The organism is Streptomyces sp. NPDC025721, from assembly GCF_055558595.1.
In genome coordinates this window covers 868,722-883,830 of sequence record NZ_JBVHMF010000001.1, presented here as the reverse complement: position 1 = coordinate 883,830, position 15,109 = coordinate 868,722, and the positions used below count along the sequence as shown (strand labels likewise).

The window sequence follows — 15,109 nt, the reverse complement described above, 5'->3', positions numbered from 1 at the left end:
CACGTTTTTTCCTGCCGGAGGTGCGCGGGCTGGTACTCGTAGGGGGTGCCACCAGGGTATCCGCCACGCGGGGACACGAATGACCGGCTCCGATCGACGTAGCTCCGTACGGCACGGTTAACATGTGGTGGAGACAACACGGAGACACGGGGCGACACGCAGGGGCACCGACCGTGCCCCCTCGGCACCCGGTTTCTCAGCGGATTCCACCCCGTTCCCACCCATGACGGCACCCGCCCCCCACCTTCCACAGACAGGGCCGAGCGATCACCATGAGCGGACTGCGAGAGCTGCGTTCCCGACTGCGGCTGTTGTACCGCGAGATCGCGAAGTTCGGGGTCGTCGGCGCCGCCGGTGTGCTGGTCAACATCGGGGTGTTCAACCTGGTGCGGCACAGCACCGAGCTCCAGACCGTACGGGCCAGCATCCTGGCGACCGTGGTGTCCATCGCCTTCAACTACGTGGGCTTCCGGTACTTCACCTACCGTGACCGCGACAAGGCGGGCCGCACGAAGGAGCTCAGCCTCTTTCTCTTCTTCAGCGCCATCGGCCTGGTGATCGAGAACGGCGTGCTCTACACGGCGGTGTACGGCTTCGGCTGGGACAGCTCGCTCCAGGCCAACATCTTCAAATTCGTCGGCATCGGCGTGGCCACGCTCTTCCGCTTCTGGTCCTACCGGACCTGGGTCTTCCGGGCGCTGCCCGCGCGCGAGGCCGTGGAGCAGGCCGAGGCGTTCCTGGCCGACGGCAAGGGGCCGAAGGCGTCCGGTGCGACCGCCAGCGCCGCTGTCAGGGCCCGGCAGGCCGCGGCGGCCAGGGAAGACGACCGCTTCAACTGAGCCGCTTCTTTTCCGGCCGCCTCAGCTCACGACGTCCGCGCGGGGCGGCGGTGACGGGATCTCGCGGGACAGGAAGAGCGCGAAGACCGGGGGCCGCTGCTGGAGCAGTTCCAGCCGTCCGCCGTCCGCCTCCGCCAGGTCGCGAGCGACCGCGAGGCCGAGCCCGGTGGAGTTGCGCCCGCTGACCGTCCGCTCGAAGACCCGCCCGCCGAGGTCCGGCGGCACGCCCTGCCCGTCGTCGGTGACCTCCACGACGGCCTGGTTGCCGGTGACGCGGGTGTGCAGGGTGACGGTGCCCGCGCCGTGCATCAGCGAGTTCTCGATCAGCGTGGCGAGCACCTGCGCGACCGCGCCGGGGGTGCCGACCGCGCGCAGCCCCCGGGTGCCGGAGCGCGCGATGGTCCGGTTCTCGTTCTGGTACGCGGGCCGCCACTCCTCGACCTGCTGCTTGATCACCTCGTCGAGGTCGAAGTCGACGGCGGAGCCGCTGCGCGGGTCGCGGGCGTTGGTCAGCAGCCGCTGCACGACGTCCGTGAGCCGCTCGACCTGGCCGAGCGCGATCGTCGCCTCCTCCTTGACCGCCTCCTGGTCGTCGGCGGTCGCCACGATCTCCTCCAGCCGCATGGACAGCGCGGTCAGCGGCGTACGGAGCTGGTGGGAGGCGTCGGCCGCGAGCCGTCGTTCGGCGGTGAGCATCCGGCCGATCCGGTCGGCGCTGGCGTCCAGGACGTCGGCGATCCGGTCCAGTTCCGGGACGCCGTAGCGGCGGTGCCGGGGGCGCGGGTCGCCGGAGCCGAGCCGCTCGGCGGTCTCGGCGAGGTCGGTGAGCGGGCTGACCAGCCGGCGGGCCTGGAGGACGGCCAGTATCACGGCGGCCAGCACCGCGAGCAGCGCGACCGCCAGGATCACCAGCAGGGTGCGGCCGATCTCCTGGCTGACCTTGGAGCGCGGCTCCTCGACCAGCACCTTCTCGCCGTGGCCGCCGGACTGCCGGGACGCCAGCACCCGCCCCTTGGGCTTGTCGCCGAGCGTCACCTCGGGGTGGCCGGGCACCTGCACCACCGCGTAACGGTCGGCGGCGATCTGCCGGTCCAGGCCCTTGGCGGTGATGCTCTCCCCCGCCAGGATGCGGTTCTCCACGATGCCGACCAGGCGCACCGCCTCGGAGTCCACGCTCTCCTGGGCGCTGCTCTCGATCGTCCGGGTCTCCACGATGACCAGGGAGATCCCGAAGACGGCGATCACGACGAGCACCACGGCCAGCGTGGAGGAGATCAGACGGCGGCGCATGGAGCCAGCGTGTCAGTTCTTCTCGAACCGGAAGCCGACGCCGCGCACGGTGGAGATGTAGCGGGGGCTGGCCGCGTCGTCGCCGAGCTTCTTGCGCAGCCACGAGATGTGCATGTCCAGCGTCTTGGTCGAGGACCACCAGGTGGTGTCCCAGACCTCGCGCATGAGCTGCTCCCGCGTGACGACGCGGCCCGCGTCGCGTACGAGCACGCGCAGCAGGTCGAACTCCTTTGCGGTGAGCTGGAGCTCGTCGTCGCCCATCCACGCCCGGTGCGACTCGACGTCGATCCGGACGCCGTGCGTGGCGGGCTGGGTGGACTCGGTGGTGCCGCGGCGCAGCAGCGCCCGCACCCGGGCCAGCAGCTCCGCCAGGCGGAACGGCTTGGTGACGTAGTCGTCCGCGCCGGCGTCCAGGCCGACGACGGTGTCGACCTCGTCGGCCCGCGCGGTGAGGACCAGCACCGGGAAGGTGTGTCCCTCGGTACGGATCCTGCGGCACACATCGAGGCCGTCCATGCCGGGCAGGCCCAGGTCGAGCACCACCAGATCGACGGCGCCGAGCAGTGCCGTCTCCAGAGCGGTGGGTCCGTCCTCGCGCACCTCGACCTCGTAGCCCTCTCGGCGCAGTGCGCGCGCGAGCGGTTCCGAGATGGATGCGTCGTCCTCGGCGAGAAGTACGCGGGTCATGGGCTTGATGGTAGTCCGCACCGGGCGCCGGGGAGGCGGTGGTACGAAGAGCCGCCCCACGCCACCCGCCGCGCCCCCTGCGGCGGCCGGATTCCGGGGGCCGCAGGAGGGTTTACGACGAGGGGCGAAGACGACAGAGGAACGCGTGAGCGGGACCGCATCCCATCGGAAAAGGCCGGCGCTCCCGGCCGGTGGGCCTCGCCCGCTGGTTTCAGCCCTTCGCGTTGTGCGATATTGGAACAATGGATGAGTGGACGTGGGCCGACGTAGGCGCGAGAGTCGCAGAGGCACGGTCCGTCCGTGGCTTCAGCCAGGAACAACTGGCGGAGACCACCGGCATGGACCGGTCCGCCATCGCGAAGATCGAAGTCGGCGGGAGAAAGCTGAACTCGCTTGAACTGGCGGCCATCGGTACCGCGCTGGACCGGCCCCTGTCATGGTTCGTCACTCCACCCGCGCCGGTCGTGGCCAGCAGGCGTGCCCAGCCGACGCAGCGGGACGACAGAGCAGGCGAGTACGAACTGGAGGACTGTCTGCGTGATCTGCGTACGCTGGTCGACGCCGCGGCCCTCGGGACGGCCAGCCGCGGTGAACCGGTCGATCCCTTCACCGCCGACGACGCCCCGGCCGTCCTCGCGGCCGCGAGCGATGCCCGGTCCCGGCTGGGAGCAGACCCCGGCAAGCCGCTTTTGAACCTGGCCAACTGTGTGGAGCGGACAGGTCTTTACGCCTGGTCCGCCCCGATCGGGCCGCAGGGGGTCGATGGGTGCTACGCGGCCCTGGGCGACCTCGGAGTCGCCGTCATCAACAGCACCCTGGACGCGGGCCGACGACGCAGCACCCTGGCCCATGAATTCGGGCACCACATCCTCGCCGACGCCTACTCCGCCGACTGGGGCGTCGACACCAGCGACCACGAACGTGCCATCGACGCTTTCGCCGCAGCACTCCTCTTCCCGCCTGGTGCCACCGGCCGCTACCGGCAACTGCGCGAGGAGCACAGACTGCGTCCGGCCGTCATCGTCCTGGCAGCCGAGTACCGGGTGAGTTGGTCCGTGGCCCTGCGCCAACTGCGCGGCTACGAAGCGATCGACAGCGACGAGTACCGCAGCCTCGATCGAAGCTCACCCACGCGCGCCGACTACATGGAGGCGGGGATACAGGTCGTGGAAGAACTGCCCGAGGGCCATGTGCCCACCGGTGTCAGAGCGGCAGCCGTGCACGCCTACCGGACCTACAAGATCTCCGCCACCCGCTCCCTTGAGATCATCCGGGACAAGCAACTGCACAGGGAAGACCTCGGCCAGCCCCACCCGGTTCCGCTGGAGGCGCTGCGCGGGGAAGTCGGAGCCTTCCTGCCATGACGGACACGAGCCTGGTGTTCGACAGCTCGCCGCTGAACTATTTCGCCCGTTCCGGTCAACTGGAGGTGCTGGCGAAACTCGTCGAAGGCCGAACCTGCCTGCTGACCAACGCCGTCGCGCACGAGATCCGGCGCGGAGCCGCCCGCCACAGCCGTCTGCACCTGGTGGGAGCCCAGGTGTGGCTGACCGAATCCAACGACGACTCGCTGGAATTCCTCGCATTGTTCAGTGCGTTCCACAACCGTCTCGGTGGCGGCACGGGAGACACCAAGGACCTTGGTGAAGCAGCCACTCTCGCTTACGCCCAACTACACGGGTGCACCGCCGTCATCGACGACCGGGCCGGTCGGAACGTCGCGATCGCCCATGGGGTACCGGTTTCGACTACGCTCCAACTGATCTGCCACGGTCTGCGCGGCGGCCTCCTCACGGAGCACCAAGCCTGCGCGGTCGTCGACGCGTTACGGGACGCGGAGGCGTTTCTGCCGTGCGACGGCTCGGACTTCATCGAGTGGGCCAGAGCCGAAGGACTGCTTGATCCCACCTGACCGGGACGAAAACTCCAGCGGGCGCTCCCGCGGAACCTCGCTTGACGGGCAGTCACAACCGAATCGGCCGGATTGTTCGACGCCCTGTCCGCACAGTCGTGTTCCCAACTGTCCGAGCACCGCCTGCGACACACTCGCCGCTGAAGCCGTACTCGACGGCGCGCTCACACAGCCGCGCGTAGCGCCGGTCCGGTGTTCACGTCGGCCGACGCTACGTGATCCCGCGGGCCGCGACAACAGCCCGTCGTCCGGCTGATGTCGCGGGCCGTCCTGCGCGGGTCAGCGGCGGAGGAAGCGGCGCCAGGGGGTGAAGGTGAGGACGGCGGCGCCGAGGAGGAGGGCGGTGGCGGCGACGTAACCGAGGGCGCGGAGGGGGCCGTTGGCGTCGGAGCCGGTGGCGGCGAGGTCGCCGCCCGTGGTGGAGCCGGTGGTGGAGCCGGTCGTGCTCGAACCGCCGGTCGTGGAGCCGGTCGTGCCGCCGCCGGGGGCGGCGGCGGTGTCGAGGGTGAGGGAGACCGGGGCGGCCTTCGTGGGCGTGCAGGTGGCGACGGCGGTGCCGCCGTCGGTGAGTTTGATGACGAGAGTGCCGGGGCTCAGCCCGACCTTGCCGGTTTTGCCGGGCACGAAGCGGCCCTTGATGTCGTCGATGGTGATGGGCGCGTTCTGGGCGAAGGCGGTGCTGTTCGGGGAGCCGGTGAGGGTGAGGGAGCCGGTCTGGGCACCGCTGAGCAGCACGGTGATACTCGGTGTGATCATGCCCTTGCTGATCGGACTCGGGCTGTCCATCACGCTGTTGCCGAACTTCACGGTGAGGTCGTAGCCGGAGGACGCCTTCGCCGCGTCGATCTCGACCTTCGAGGTGGCCGACTTGTCACCGATCAGCGTCTTGCAGGCGTACGGCACGTCCACGGACGTCCCCTTGAACGAGGTGCCGCCCGTCCCGCCGCCTGTCCCACCGGACGTGCTACCGGACGTGCCCCCGGTGGTCGTACCGCCCGAGGTTGTCGTGCCGCCCGTCGTCGTACCGCCGGAAGTCGCGTCCCCCTCCGTCACCTTGATCGTGGTGGCGACCGGCACGGCGGCCGTGGGGGTGCAGACGGTGTCGGTGGAGATCGGGTAGCTGACGTTGATGGTGTAGGCGCCCGGGGAGAGGGTGATGTCACCGGCCTTGGTGAGCTTGAGGGTGCCGGTCATGTCGGAGAGCTTCATTTCGCTGTTCTTGGGGATGGCCGGATTCCGGCGCGGTCCCTGGACGTCGAGGGTGCCGGTCTGGGTGCCGCCGAGGGTGACCTTGCCGGACGGCTGCACCTTGTCGGCGGGCAGGTCGATGATGTCGGGGTTCTTGGAGGCGGCCTGGACGGTCTTCCAGGTGACGGTGACCGTGTCGCCGACCTTGGCGGTGGCGGGCGCGGTGATGTCGGCCTTGGTGGTGCCGTCGATGGGGCCGAGTCCTGACGCGGCCGGGGGCACGCACCTGGTCGCGAAGTCGGATTCCGCGGCGTGCGCGGCCCCCGCGGTCATCAGCACCGATCCGCCGCCGAGCAGCAGGGCGGCCACGGCCGCGGACGCGCTTCGTCGTATGGTCACGGGCTTCCTTTCGAAGGGGGGCTCGGGGCGGGGCTCTCGTCGGAGCCGGAGCCGGACCCGGGCCCGGAGCCGGACCCGGAGCCGGACTCCGAGTCGAAGTCGGAGTCGGAAGAGCGCGGCGGCACGGAGCCGCGCAGGGCGGGCAGGGCGCCGTGGGTGAACCAGGGCAGCGGGCCCGCGTCCGGCGCGTACGAGGGCCGCGGGGGTGCGGAGGCCGATGGCGGCGGTCCGGGCGGCGCGTGGCGTCCGAGCGGGACGGCGGCCTTCAGCGGCAGGTGGGCCAGTACGGTCGCCGGGTGCCACGAGGGCCGCCCGCCGGGCACGGCGGCCACCGCGCCGGGCCTGAGCCGGTCGACCGCCAGCATCCCGAGCCGGAAGACGGCGGCCGGGACGACCAGGAAGAGCAGGATCCAGAAGAGGGTGACGCCCCACGGCCGCCCGACCGACCACGCCTCGGTGACCAGCACCTTTCCGCCGTAGCGCAGTTGTACGGTGTACGCGCCGTGCGCGCCGGAGCCCAGCTCCACCGGGAAGCCGATCCGCTGTTTCCCGCCGGGCGCGACCGTGCCGTGCCACTGCTGGCGGTCCCACCGGGGTGCGTAGACGCCGTGCGAGGCGCCGATGTCGAAGGCCGGGTCCTTGACGGCGCCCGAGCCCAGATTGCCGACGGTGAACACGAGCGTGCGGTGCGCGGGCGCGCCGAACCAGGTGAGCAGTCCGCCGCCGCGCAGCCGCGCGGTCAGTACGGCGAGCCTGCCGGTGCCGGTCCGCGCGGGCAGCGGCGCGGTGGGGTGTCCTGTGACGGTGAACGGCGCGTCCACGGTGAGCTGTTCACCGGTCACCGTGGACACGTGGATGACGCAGGGGCACGGCTTCGGCGGCGCCACGACCGGCAGCCCGCGGCTGAACTTCCCCGCCGCGTCGGTGGTGACGGCCCGGCCGGAGGCGTTGGCGCAGGAGTTGGTGCCGCCGATCGCGTCCTGGCCGCAGAGCAGGATGGCCAGCAGGGTGCCGGGTTTCCAGCCCGCGCCGACCACGGTGACGTCGCCGCCGGGGCGGGCCGCGCCGGGGTGCGCCACGACGGTCGGCGCGGCGGCGGGCGCGCGGAGTACGGCGGAGTCGGCGGGCGCGCCGAGCGCTGCCGGTGCCGCGACGGCCGAACCGGCCGTCAGGACAAGGGCGGTGACGAAGGCGAGGACCGGCCGCCGGAGCCGTGCCCGCCGCCCGAGGCCCAACCGCCGTCCCAGGAGCCCGCTTCGCGTCGCCCGCACGTCAACTCCCGCCCGTCGGCGCGCCGATGACGGCGGTGCCGGGCCCGGAATCCGCACCCGTATCCGCACCCGAGTCGGTATCCGTATCCGCGCCCGCACCCGCACGCGGACCGGGGCCCGTGTACGTATCCGAAGCGTCCGGCCCTGCGCCAGATGCCGCCGCCTCAGCGGCTTCCGCCGCCGGGTGCCGCGACCGCCGGCGGCGTACGTACCAGGCGGCCGACACCGCGAGTCCGGCCAGGACGAGCGCCACCGCGAGCCAGGGTGCGACGAGGTACGAGGCGGTGCCGCGCTCGTCGACGCCGCCGGCCGCGGTGCTGACGGTCAGCCGGACCGAGACGCGGTCGAAGGCCGGGGCGTCCGCCCACTTCTCGGTGAGGCTGACCTGCTGTCCCGGCAGGAGTTCGAGGGGCAGGTCGCGGGCCGGGCGGTTGAGCAGGGTGCGGCCGAACAGGCCGGTGGCCTTGACGGCCAGGCGCGGCGAGAGGGTGACATTGCCGCGGTTGACCAGCGTGTAGTGGATGGTGGCGGCCGTGCTGCCGGTGCCGGGCAGCAGCGGGTCGCCGTGGCTGACGGTGAGGTGTTCGACGGAGAGCGCGGCCAGGCTCGGCCCGCCGACCCGCAGGTAGACGCGCGCGCCGACCGCCCGGCGCACGCCGACCGCGACCTTGCCCGAGCCCTCGTCGGTCCGGGTGTCCAGGGCGACGATCGCGCCGGGGTGGTCGCCGGGCGAGGCGTTGGCCGGGACGGCGAGGGTGAACGGGATGTCGGCGCGGGTGCGCGGCGGCACGGTCAGCGTGGTCTTGGCGAGCCGGATCCAGGTGCCGACGTCGCGGTTGGTCTCGTCGGGGCCCCGGACGGCGAAGCCGCCGTCGCGCGGGGTGTTGTACGCGTCGGCGCCGTAGAGCCTGAAGGTCATCGGCGCGGTGGAGAGGTTGGAGACCGACACCTTGTCCTTGACGGTGGTGCCGGGGTCGGCCTGGAGGGTGAAGAACTGCCGTTCCTGGCCGGTGGCACTGGGGTCGGCGGCGCCCGCGGCGGGGGCGGGGAAGACCGACCAGCGCCCGTTGTCGGCGGCGCCGGCCGGTCCCGCCGCCGGACCGAGGAGAGCGGCGAGGCCGACCGCCACGACGGCCCCGGTCGCGGTGAGCGCGCGCAGGCCCGTGGCCGCCGCGGACCGTGCCCGCGCCCGCGCCCGTCCGCGAGGAAGTACGCCCGGAGGTATGCCCGCGGGTGTCCCCGCAGGTGTGCCCGCGAGCACGTCCGGAAGCGGCGGACGGGGCCGCACGCGTATCCGCGTACGCGTCCGCGCGTCGGCCCCGACCCGGGCGGCGCGCGGGCGGGACCGGGACGGCGGCGGTGACCACGACCGTGCTCGCGACCACGACATCCTCGTCAACTCCCTCGGTCGGCAGCAGTATCTGACTGTGCGTCAGGTCAGGGTCAGGGTCAAGACTCCCGAGTAGGTTCCGGCGGGGCTGAACCGCGGAATGTCGAGTGAGAGACCGGCGTCGACGGTGAACTCGCCGCCGGTCGCCGCGGCGTCGGGCGCGGAGGCCAGGGTGGCTCCCGTACTGCCGACGGAACCGGCGCTGCCCGCCACGCAGTTGCTCGGGCTGCCCGTCGCGGTCGCGCAGGCGGGTGTCCAGCCGAGCTTGTCCGCGCCGATCCGCGACCCGTCCGGGCCGGTGAAGTCGCTGACCTTGCCGGTGAGCGACCAGCCGGTGGAGCCGCCGCGGAAGTCCGTGACGGTGACGGTCCTGAGCGTGCCGCTGGACGTGCCGCCCGTGCCGAAGTCGACGGGCGTCATGGTGACCGTGTCACCGGCCTGCGTCATCGACAGCGTGCCCGGGACGACCGACGCCGTGACCTTCTGCGCGCCGGGCGGTACGGGAGTGTTGTCATTGACGGTGTACGCGGCGGGTCCGGCGGCGGTCGCGGGGTCGTACGCGCCGCCCTCGTACGCCACGATCCCGGTGGTCGCGGGGTCGTTGACGGTGAGCGACGCCGTGAAGCCGCCGTAGGAGTCGGCGGTGGCCGTCGTACGGTCGGCCGTCTCGTCGGCGCCGGAGCGGCCCGCGATGGTGACGGTGGCGCCCTCGGTGAAGTGGCTGCCGGTCACCCTCACCGCCGCACCCCGGTCGCCGGACGCCGAACTCAGCGCGATGGCACGGTTGTTGGTCGGCACCGAGCCGCTCGCCGTGACCGTCTCGGAGACCGGCGCGGGCGGATTCGTCACGGTGCAGACGGTGTCCAGCTCCAGGATGTAGCTGGTGTGGATGGTGTAGTCGCCGGGCGACAGCGTGATCGTGCCCGCCGCGGTGGCGGTGAAGCTGCCGTGCATGACCAGCGCGGGGAAGGCGCCCTTGCCGGGGATCGGCGGGTTGCTCTTGGGGCCGTCCACCGTGACGGCGCCGGTCTGCGCGCCGCCGAGCACCACGACGGCGTGCGGTGTGACCACGTCGGCGGGCAGGGCGATGTCGGTCGGGTTGCTCGCCGCGGCCCGGCTGAGCGTGTAGGTGAGGTGGACGGTGTCGCCGACCTTCGGCGTCGCGTCGTCCACGGTGACCGTGGCGGTGGACGTGCCGTCGATGGGCGGCAGCCCGGCGACGGCCGGCGGGACGCAGTGCGTGGCGAAGTCGACCGGGGTGTTGGCGTGCGCCGAGGCGGCGAGCACCGTCCCGCCGCCGACGACGAGCGCCGCCGTACCGACGACCGCCACGAGCCGGCGCGCGACGGTGGCTGGTCTTCGTGGACCTCGGCGGCCCGGCGCCCTGCGCGAATGAGCGTTCATATCGTCCCCTTGATCCGTGTTCATGACGCGGCGTCCCATTTCCCGCGCCGACGGTGGCCATTGAGGCCGGGCGGTCAGGAGAAGTCAATGGAGAGCGCCGACCGTATGTGACGATCCGTCAGGTCGTCAGACGCGGCGCCGGGTGCGGCGGGTCAGCCAGAGCGCGCCACCGGCCCCGAACAGCAGCACCGTGCCGCCGAGGGTGCCGAGGGCGACCACGCCGTCGTCGGAGCCGGTCTGCGCGAGGTTGCCGCTCGAACCTCCGCTCGTACCGCCGGAACCCGACGAGCCGCCGGAGCCCGTCGTACCGCCGGACGCGCTCGATCCGCCGGAACCGCTCGACCCGCCGGAACCGCTCGATCCGCCCGCCGCCTTGACGGTGAGGGTGAGCGACACCCCCGGCTTGGGATCGGCCGTGCAGGTCGTCGTCGTGCCCAGCGCCAGGATGGTCAGCACGCCGGGCGTGAAGGTGACCTTGCCGCTCGCCTTCGGGGTGTACGTGCCCGACAGATCGGTGATCTTGATCGGCGTGTTGGCCGGGATCGGGGCCGGGTTGGACGGTCCCGTCACCGTGAGCGAACCGCTGTCCGCGCCGCCGAGCAGGATCGTCGCGTGCGGGTTCATCGCCCCCTTGCCCAGCTCGATCGGACTGGACGAGACGCCCTTCTGGAAGGTCATCTTCAGGCGGTACGACGAGCCGCTGGGCGTGGCCGCGATGTCGATCGGCGAGACCGCGCTCTTGTCGCCGATCGGCGTCTTGCAGTGGTAGTTGACGTTCACCGTGGCCGCCTGCGCGGCTGGGGCGCCGGTCATGACGACCGCCCCCGCCGCTATCCCGGCCACCACGAAACCCGCCCTGGTCCTGCTCATCGGCCCATCTCCCTCCGCCGCCACCCGCACCGGCAGATCTGACGGCACATCAGATTTGGCGTGAGGGTACGCCGGTGAGGTCGGAGAGGGAAGAGAGGCGTCGCACCGACGGAAACCGGGCGCGCGAAGGCGGACCCGCAGGCGCGCGAAGGCGCGCGTGGGCGTACGGGAGCAGGCGTGCGTGCGCGTACGGGAGCACGCGTGCGCGGAGGAAGGCGAGCTCGGGCGCACAGACGGCGAGCGTGGGCGTACGGAAGCACGCGTGCGCGGACGGGAACGCGTCAGGGCGGGCGCGTACCGGTGCGGGCGTACGGGCGCGGCCGTACGGAAAGGTCGCCCTGACCGGGAGGGGTCCGGTCGTGGCCGCCGGGCGGCGGCCGTCGCGGTTACGCCGGTGCGGCCAGTTCCGCCCAGACCGTCTTGCCCGGCCGGTCGGCCTCGCGGATCACGCCCCAGTCGAGGCAGAGCCGCTGCACGATGAACATGCCGTGGCCGCCGGGGCGGCCCGCGCGGTGCGGGGTACGGGGCGACGGCTCGCCGGGGCCGCTGTCGACGACCTCGAGACGCAGCGACTTGGGGTTGCGGCGCAGCCGCAGCTCGTCGGGGCCGCCCGCGTGCAGGCAGGCGTTGGTGACCAGCTCGGAGACGACCAGCAGCACGTCCTCGGCGGCGGCTCTGCGGTCCGCGCTCGCGGCGGGCAGCCAGCCCCAGTCGCGCAGTGCCTGCCGGGTGAAGTCACGGGCGCGCGGCACAATGCCGCTCTCGCCCGACAGCGCCAGCTTCCGCACCGGTTCGTCGGGACCGGCCCGCTCGGGCGCCGACACGTCGGACTCACCCTCGCCCGAATCCGAGCCGCGGTCGTCCGCAGCGTAAGGCCGGGTGGTGCTCATCAGCGCCTCACCTCACGGATGTCCAACAGGTGTCCGTCGGTCTTCTTCCCGGTCGATCTCCGGGAACACGTCTGGGAGCCCACCAAACATCGTCCCGCAGGAAATCGCCACTCACGTCCCATGGCCCCCGTACGCACCCCGCTACTCCTGAAGCGCCTGGTCCAGCGTGGCGTGCACGGTGAAAACCGTGTCCGCCCCGGTGATCTCGAAAACGCGGGCGACCGTCGGCTGCATGGCGGCCAGATGGACGGCCCCCCCGGCGGCGTCCGCCCGCAGTCGCGCGCTCAGCAACACGTTCAGCCCCGTGGAGTCGCAGAACTCCAGGCCCGAGCAGTCGATCACCAGCCGGGTGGTGCCCGCGTCGAGAGCCGCGTCGAGCGGCTCGCTCAGCAGGTCAGCGGTGTGGTGGTCCAACTCGCCCGTGGGGGCGAAGACCGCGGATCGGCCGTGGTGTCCCACCTCGACACGCAGCCTTCCCAGGTCGGCCGTGCCGACCACATCGCGGTCCATGTGCGCTCCTCTGTGCGTCCGTGTTGACACGCCCCCCGACCCTACGCTTTTCGCAGATGGCGCGGTAGTCGGAGGTCGCGGGCCCGGCAGGAACGGTCCAGCGGACCGTACCTCACCCGTTCGAGGGAATTTGCGACCGGCCGGGGAATCGGGGTAGGGGTGGAGATACGGCACCGCTCCATCCATCGCCGCGAGTGGTCGCGAAAGGTCTCAAGAGAGGGAGGAGCACATGACACCCCGGCTGAGCCTGGATCATGCGCACGAGCAGCTCAAGGGCCTTGAGGGACTTCCCGAGATCCCGCCGTACGACCGTATAGGACCGGTCGACGCCCGCGCTCTGTCGAAGACGCTCTTCGCCCGCCTCCAGTCGCTGGAGGAGGGCACCACCGAGTACTCGTATGTCCGCAACACCCTGGTCGAACTCAATCTGGCGCTGGTGAAATTCGCCGCCTCGCGCTTCCGCACCCGCAGCGAGCCGATGGAGGACATCGTCCAGGTCGGCACGATCGGCCTGATCAAGGCGATCGACCGGTTCGAGCTGAGCCGCGGTGTGGAGTTCCCCACGTTCGCGATGCCGACGATCATCGGTGAGATCAAACGTTTCTTCCGTGACACGAGCTGGTCGGTACGGGTGCCGCGGCGGCTCCAGGAGCTGCGGCTCGACCTCGCCAAGGCGGGCGACGAGCTGGCCCAGCAACTGGACCGCTCCCCGACCGTGCGGGAGCTGGCCGAACGCCTCGGCCTGCCCGAGCACGAGATCGTCGAGGGCATGGCGGCGAGCAACGCGTACACCGCCAGTTCGCTGGACGCCCAGCCCGCGGAGGACGACCCGGAGGGCGCGCTGGCCGACCGGATCGGCTACGAGGACCACGACCTCGAGGGCATCGAGTACGTCGAGTCCCTGAAGCCGCTGATCGCCGGGCTCACACCGCGCGACCGCACCATCTTGTCGCTGCGCTTCGTCGCCAATCTCACGCAGTCCGAGATCGGCGAGGAACTGGGCATCTCGCAGATGCACGTGTCACGGCTGCTGTCGCGCACGCTGGCGCGGCTGCGCCGCGGACTGATGGTCGAGGACTAGGGCCTGTCCGGCGGATCACGAACGGCCCCTTCGCCCCCTGGCACGCCCGCCCGCCGCACAGGCCCTAAGCAGCCTCCCCAGGGCGCTCAGGCGCGCTCCTCGGCGCTTCAGAGGCGCTTCCCGGCCTGCCACACCGCCGCCGTCAGGGGGACTCCAGGGCGGTAGGCGAGGTGGACGTGGCTGGGGGCGTCCAGCAGGTGCAGATCGGCGCGGGCGCCGGGCGCGACCGTGCCGACGTCCGTACGGCGCAGCGCCCGGGCGCCGCCGAGGGTGGCGGCCAGGACGGCCTCGTCGGGGGTCATGCCCATGTCGCGGACCGCGAGGGCCACGCAGAAGGCCATGGAGCTGGTGAAGGACGAGCCCGGGTTGCAGTCCGTGGACAGCGCCACCGTCGCGCCCGCGTCCAGCAGCCGCCGGGCGTCCGGGTAGACGGCCCGGGTGGAGAATTCGGCGCCGGGCAACAGCGTCGCGACCGTACGCGGCGCGCTGGCGAGCGCGTCCACGTCGGCGTCCGTCAGATGCGTGCAGTGGTCGGCCGAGGCCGCGTCCAGCTCGACGGCGAGGCGCACGCCGGGGCCGTACGAGAGCTGGTTGGCGTGCACGCGCGGGATCAGTCCGCGGGCCGCGCCCGCGGTGAGGACCGCGCGGGCCTGGTCGCCGTCGAAGGCGCCCTCCTCGCAGAAGACGTCGATCCAGCGGGCGTGCGGCGCGCAGGCGTCCAGCATCTCGCCGGTCACCAGGGCGACGTACGCCGCCGGGTCGTCGGCGAACTCCGGGGCGACGACATGGGCGCCCAGGTACGTCACCTCGTCGGTGTGACCGGCCGCGATGCGCAGCGCGCGGGCCTCGTCGTGCGTGGTCAGGCCGTAGCCGGACTTGGTCTCCTGCGTCGTGGTGCCCTGCCGCAGCGCCTCCGCGAGGTAGCGGGCGACGTTCGCCGACAGTTCGTCGTCGGTGGCCGCGCGGGTGGCCGCGACCGTGGTGCGGATGCCGCCCGCGGAGTAGGGGCGGCCCGACATCCGGGCGTGGAATTCGGCGGTCCTGTCGCCCGCGAAGACCAGGTGCGCGTGGGAGTCCACGAAGCCGGGGAGCAGCGCCCGGCCCCCGGCGTCGTGGTGACTGTCAGTGGCGGGTGCTTTGCTGTGGGTACCGGTCCAGACGACGCGGTCGCCCTCGATGACGACGGCGGCGTCCTGGATCAGGCCGAGGGGGTTTTCCGGGGTGCGGAGGGAGGGATCGTTGGTGACCAGACTGCCGATGTTGGTGATGGCCGTGCTGTGCGCCGGGCCGCTCGGGGCGCTGGTCGCCGGGCTGCTGGTCGCCGGGCTGCTGGTCATCGCGCGGGGGTTCTCCTTCGGACGCGGGCACGGGGGCGGGG

The 15,109-nt window shown here is 72.1% G+C and carries 14 protein-coding genes; 4 read left to right on the top strand and 10 right to left on the bottom strand.

What is annotated here, in order from left to right:
• The first annotated feature begins 272 nt into the window (after nt 1–272).
• Complete coding sequence (locus ACZ4EF_RS03835) at nt 273–839, top strand: GtrA family protein (protein WP_355347007.1); 567 nt, start codon at nt 273–275, stop codon at nt 837–839.
• Nucleotides 840–860: 21 nt separating this feature from the next.
• Here ACZ4EF_RS03835 and ACZ4EF_RS03830 read toward each other — a convergent pair whose 3' ends face one another.
• Both ACZ4EF_RS03830 and ACZ4EF_RS03825 read right to left on the bottom strand, forming a co-directional pair.
• A complete protein-coding gene (locus ACZ4EF_RS03830; protein WP_391051534.1) occupies nt 861–2,129 on the bottom strand; it encodes an ATP-binding protein in 1,269 nt (422 codons plus the stop codon).
• Nucleotides 2,130–2,141: 12 nt separating this feature from the next.
• Nucleotides 2,142–2,816, bottom strand: coding sequence for a response regulator transcription factor (locus tag ACZ4EF_RS03825; protein WP_188285980.1), 675 nt, complete (start codon nt 2,814–2,816; stop codon nt 2,142–2,144).
• Between the two features lie 242 nt (nt 2,817–3,058).
• Here ACZ4EF_RS03825 and ACZ4EF_RS03820 point away from each other — a divergent pair, with 242 nt between their 5' ends.
• Nucleotides 3,059–4,180, top strand: coding sequence for a helix-turn-helix domain-containing protein (locus ACZ4EF_RS03820; protein WP_391051536.1), 1,122 nt, complete (start codon nt 3,059–3,061; stop codon nt 4,178–4,180).
• Nucleotides 4,177–4,728, top strand: coding sequence for a PIN domain-containing protein (locus ACZ4EF_RS03815; protein ID WP_391051538.1), 552 nt, complete (start codon nt 4,177–4,179; stop codon nt 4,726–4,728). The genes ACZ4EF_RS03820 and ACZ4EF_RS03815 overlap by 4 nt, the downstream gene beginning before the upstream one ends.
• Before the next feature lie 279 nt (nt 4,729–5,007).
• Here the strand turns inward: ACZ4EF_RS03815 and ACZ4EF_RS03810 are convergent, their stop codons facing one another.
• The 7 genes from ACZ4EF_RS03810 to ACZ4EF_RS03780 all read right to left on the bottom strand — a co-directional run bounded on the left by ACZ4EF_RS03810 (nt 5,008) and on the right by ACZ4EF_RS03780 (nt 12,650).
• Nucleotides 5,008–6,315 (bottom strand): hypothetical protein, encoded by a 1,308-nt coding sequence (locus ACZ4EF_RS03810; RefSeq protein ID WP_467502576.1) that lies wholly within the window; start codon nt 6,313–6,315, stop codon nt 5,008–5,010.
• Nucleotides 6,312–7,586, bottom strand: coding sequence for a hypothetical protein (locus ACZ4EF_RS03805; protein WP_467502574.1), 1,275 nt, complete (start codon nt 7,584–7,586; stop codon nt 6,312–6,314). Before ACZ4EF_RS03805 ends, ACZ4EF_RS03810 begins: the two co-directional genes overlap by 4 nt.
• Before the next feature lies 1 nt (nt 7,587).
• Nucleotides 7,588–8,874 (bottom strand): DUF916 domain-containing protein, encoded by a 1,287-nt coding sequence (locus ACZ4EF_RS03800; protein WP_467502572.1) that lies wholly within the window; start codon nt 8,872–8,874, stop codon nt 7,588–7,590.
• A gap of 144 nt (nt 8,875–9,018) precedes the next feature.
• Entirely contained in the window at nt 9,019–10,380 is a 1,362-nt protein-coding gene (locus tag ACZ4EF_RS03795) for a beta-xylosidase (protein WP_467502570.1), read from the bottom strand.
• A 126-nt stretch (nt 10,381–10,506) separates the two neighbouring features.
• Nucleotides 10,507–11,250 carry a peptidase gene (locus ACZ4EF_RS03790; protein WP_391162263.1) on the bottom strand — a complete coding sequence of 248 codons (744 nt, stop codon included), beginning with the start codon at nt 11,248–11,250 and terminating at the stop codon, nt 10,507–10,509.
• 386 nt (nt 11,251–11,636) lie between these two features.
• Nucleotides 11,637–12,140, bottom strand: coding sequence for an ATP-binding protein (locus ACZ4EF_RS03785; protein ID WP_355346989.1), 504 nt, complete (start codon nt 12,138–12,140; stop codon nt 11,637–11,639).
• A 141-nt stretch (nt 12,141–12,281) separates the two neighbouring features.
• Entirely contained in the window at nt 12,282–12,650 is a 369-nt protein-coding gene (locus ACZ4EF_RS03780) for an STAS domain-containing protein (RefSeq protein WP_355346986.1), read from the bottom strand.
• A gap of 229 nt (nt 12,651–12,879) precedes the next feature.
• Between ACZ4EF_RS03780 and ACZ4EF_RS03775 the strand changes: the two genes are divergently transcribed.
• A complete protein-coding gene (locus tag ACZ4EF_RS03775) occupies nt 12,880–13,731 on the top strand; it encodes an RNA polymerase sigma factor SigF (protein WP_355346983.1) in 852 nt (283 codons plus the stop codon).
• A 107-nt stretch (nt 13,732–13,838) separates the two neighbouring features.
• On the opposite strand, the gene hutI is transcribed toward ACZ4EF_RS03775, so the two are convergent.
• Complete coding sequence (hutI, locus tag ACZ4EF_RS03770; RefSeq protein WP_467344699.1) at nt 13,839–15,068, bottom strand: imidazolonepropionase; 1,230 nt, start codon at nt 15,066–15,068, stop codon at nt 13,839–13,841.
• Between the last annotated feature and the right edge of the window lie 41 nt (nt 15,069–15,109).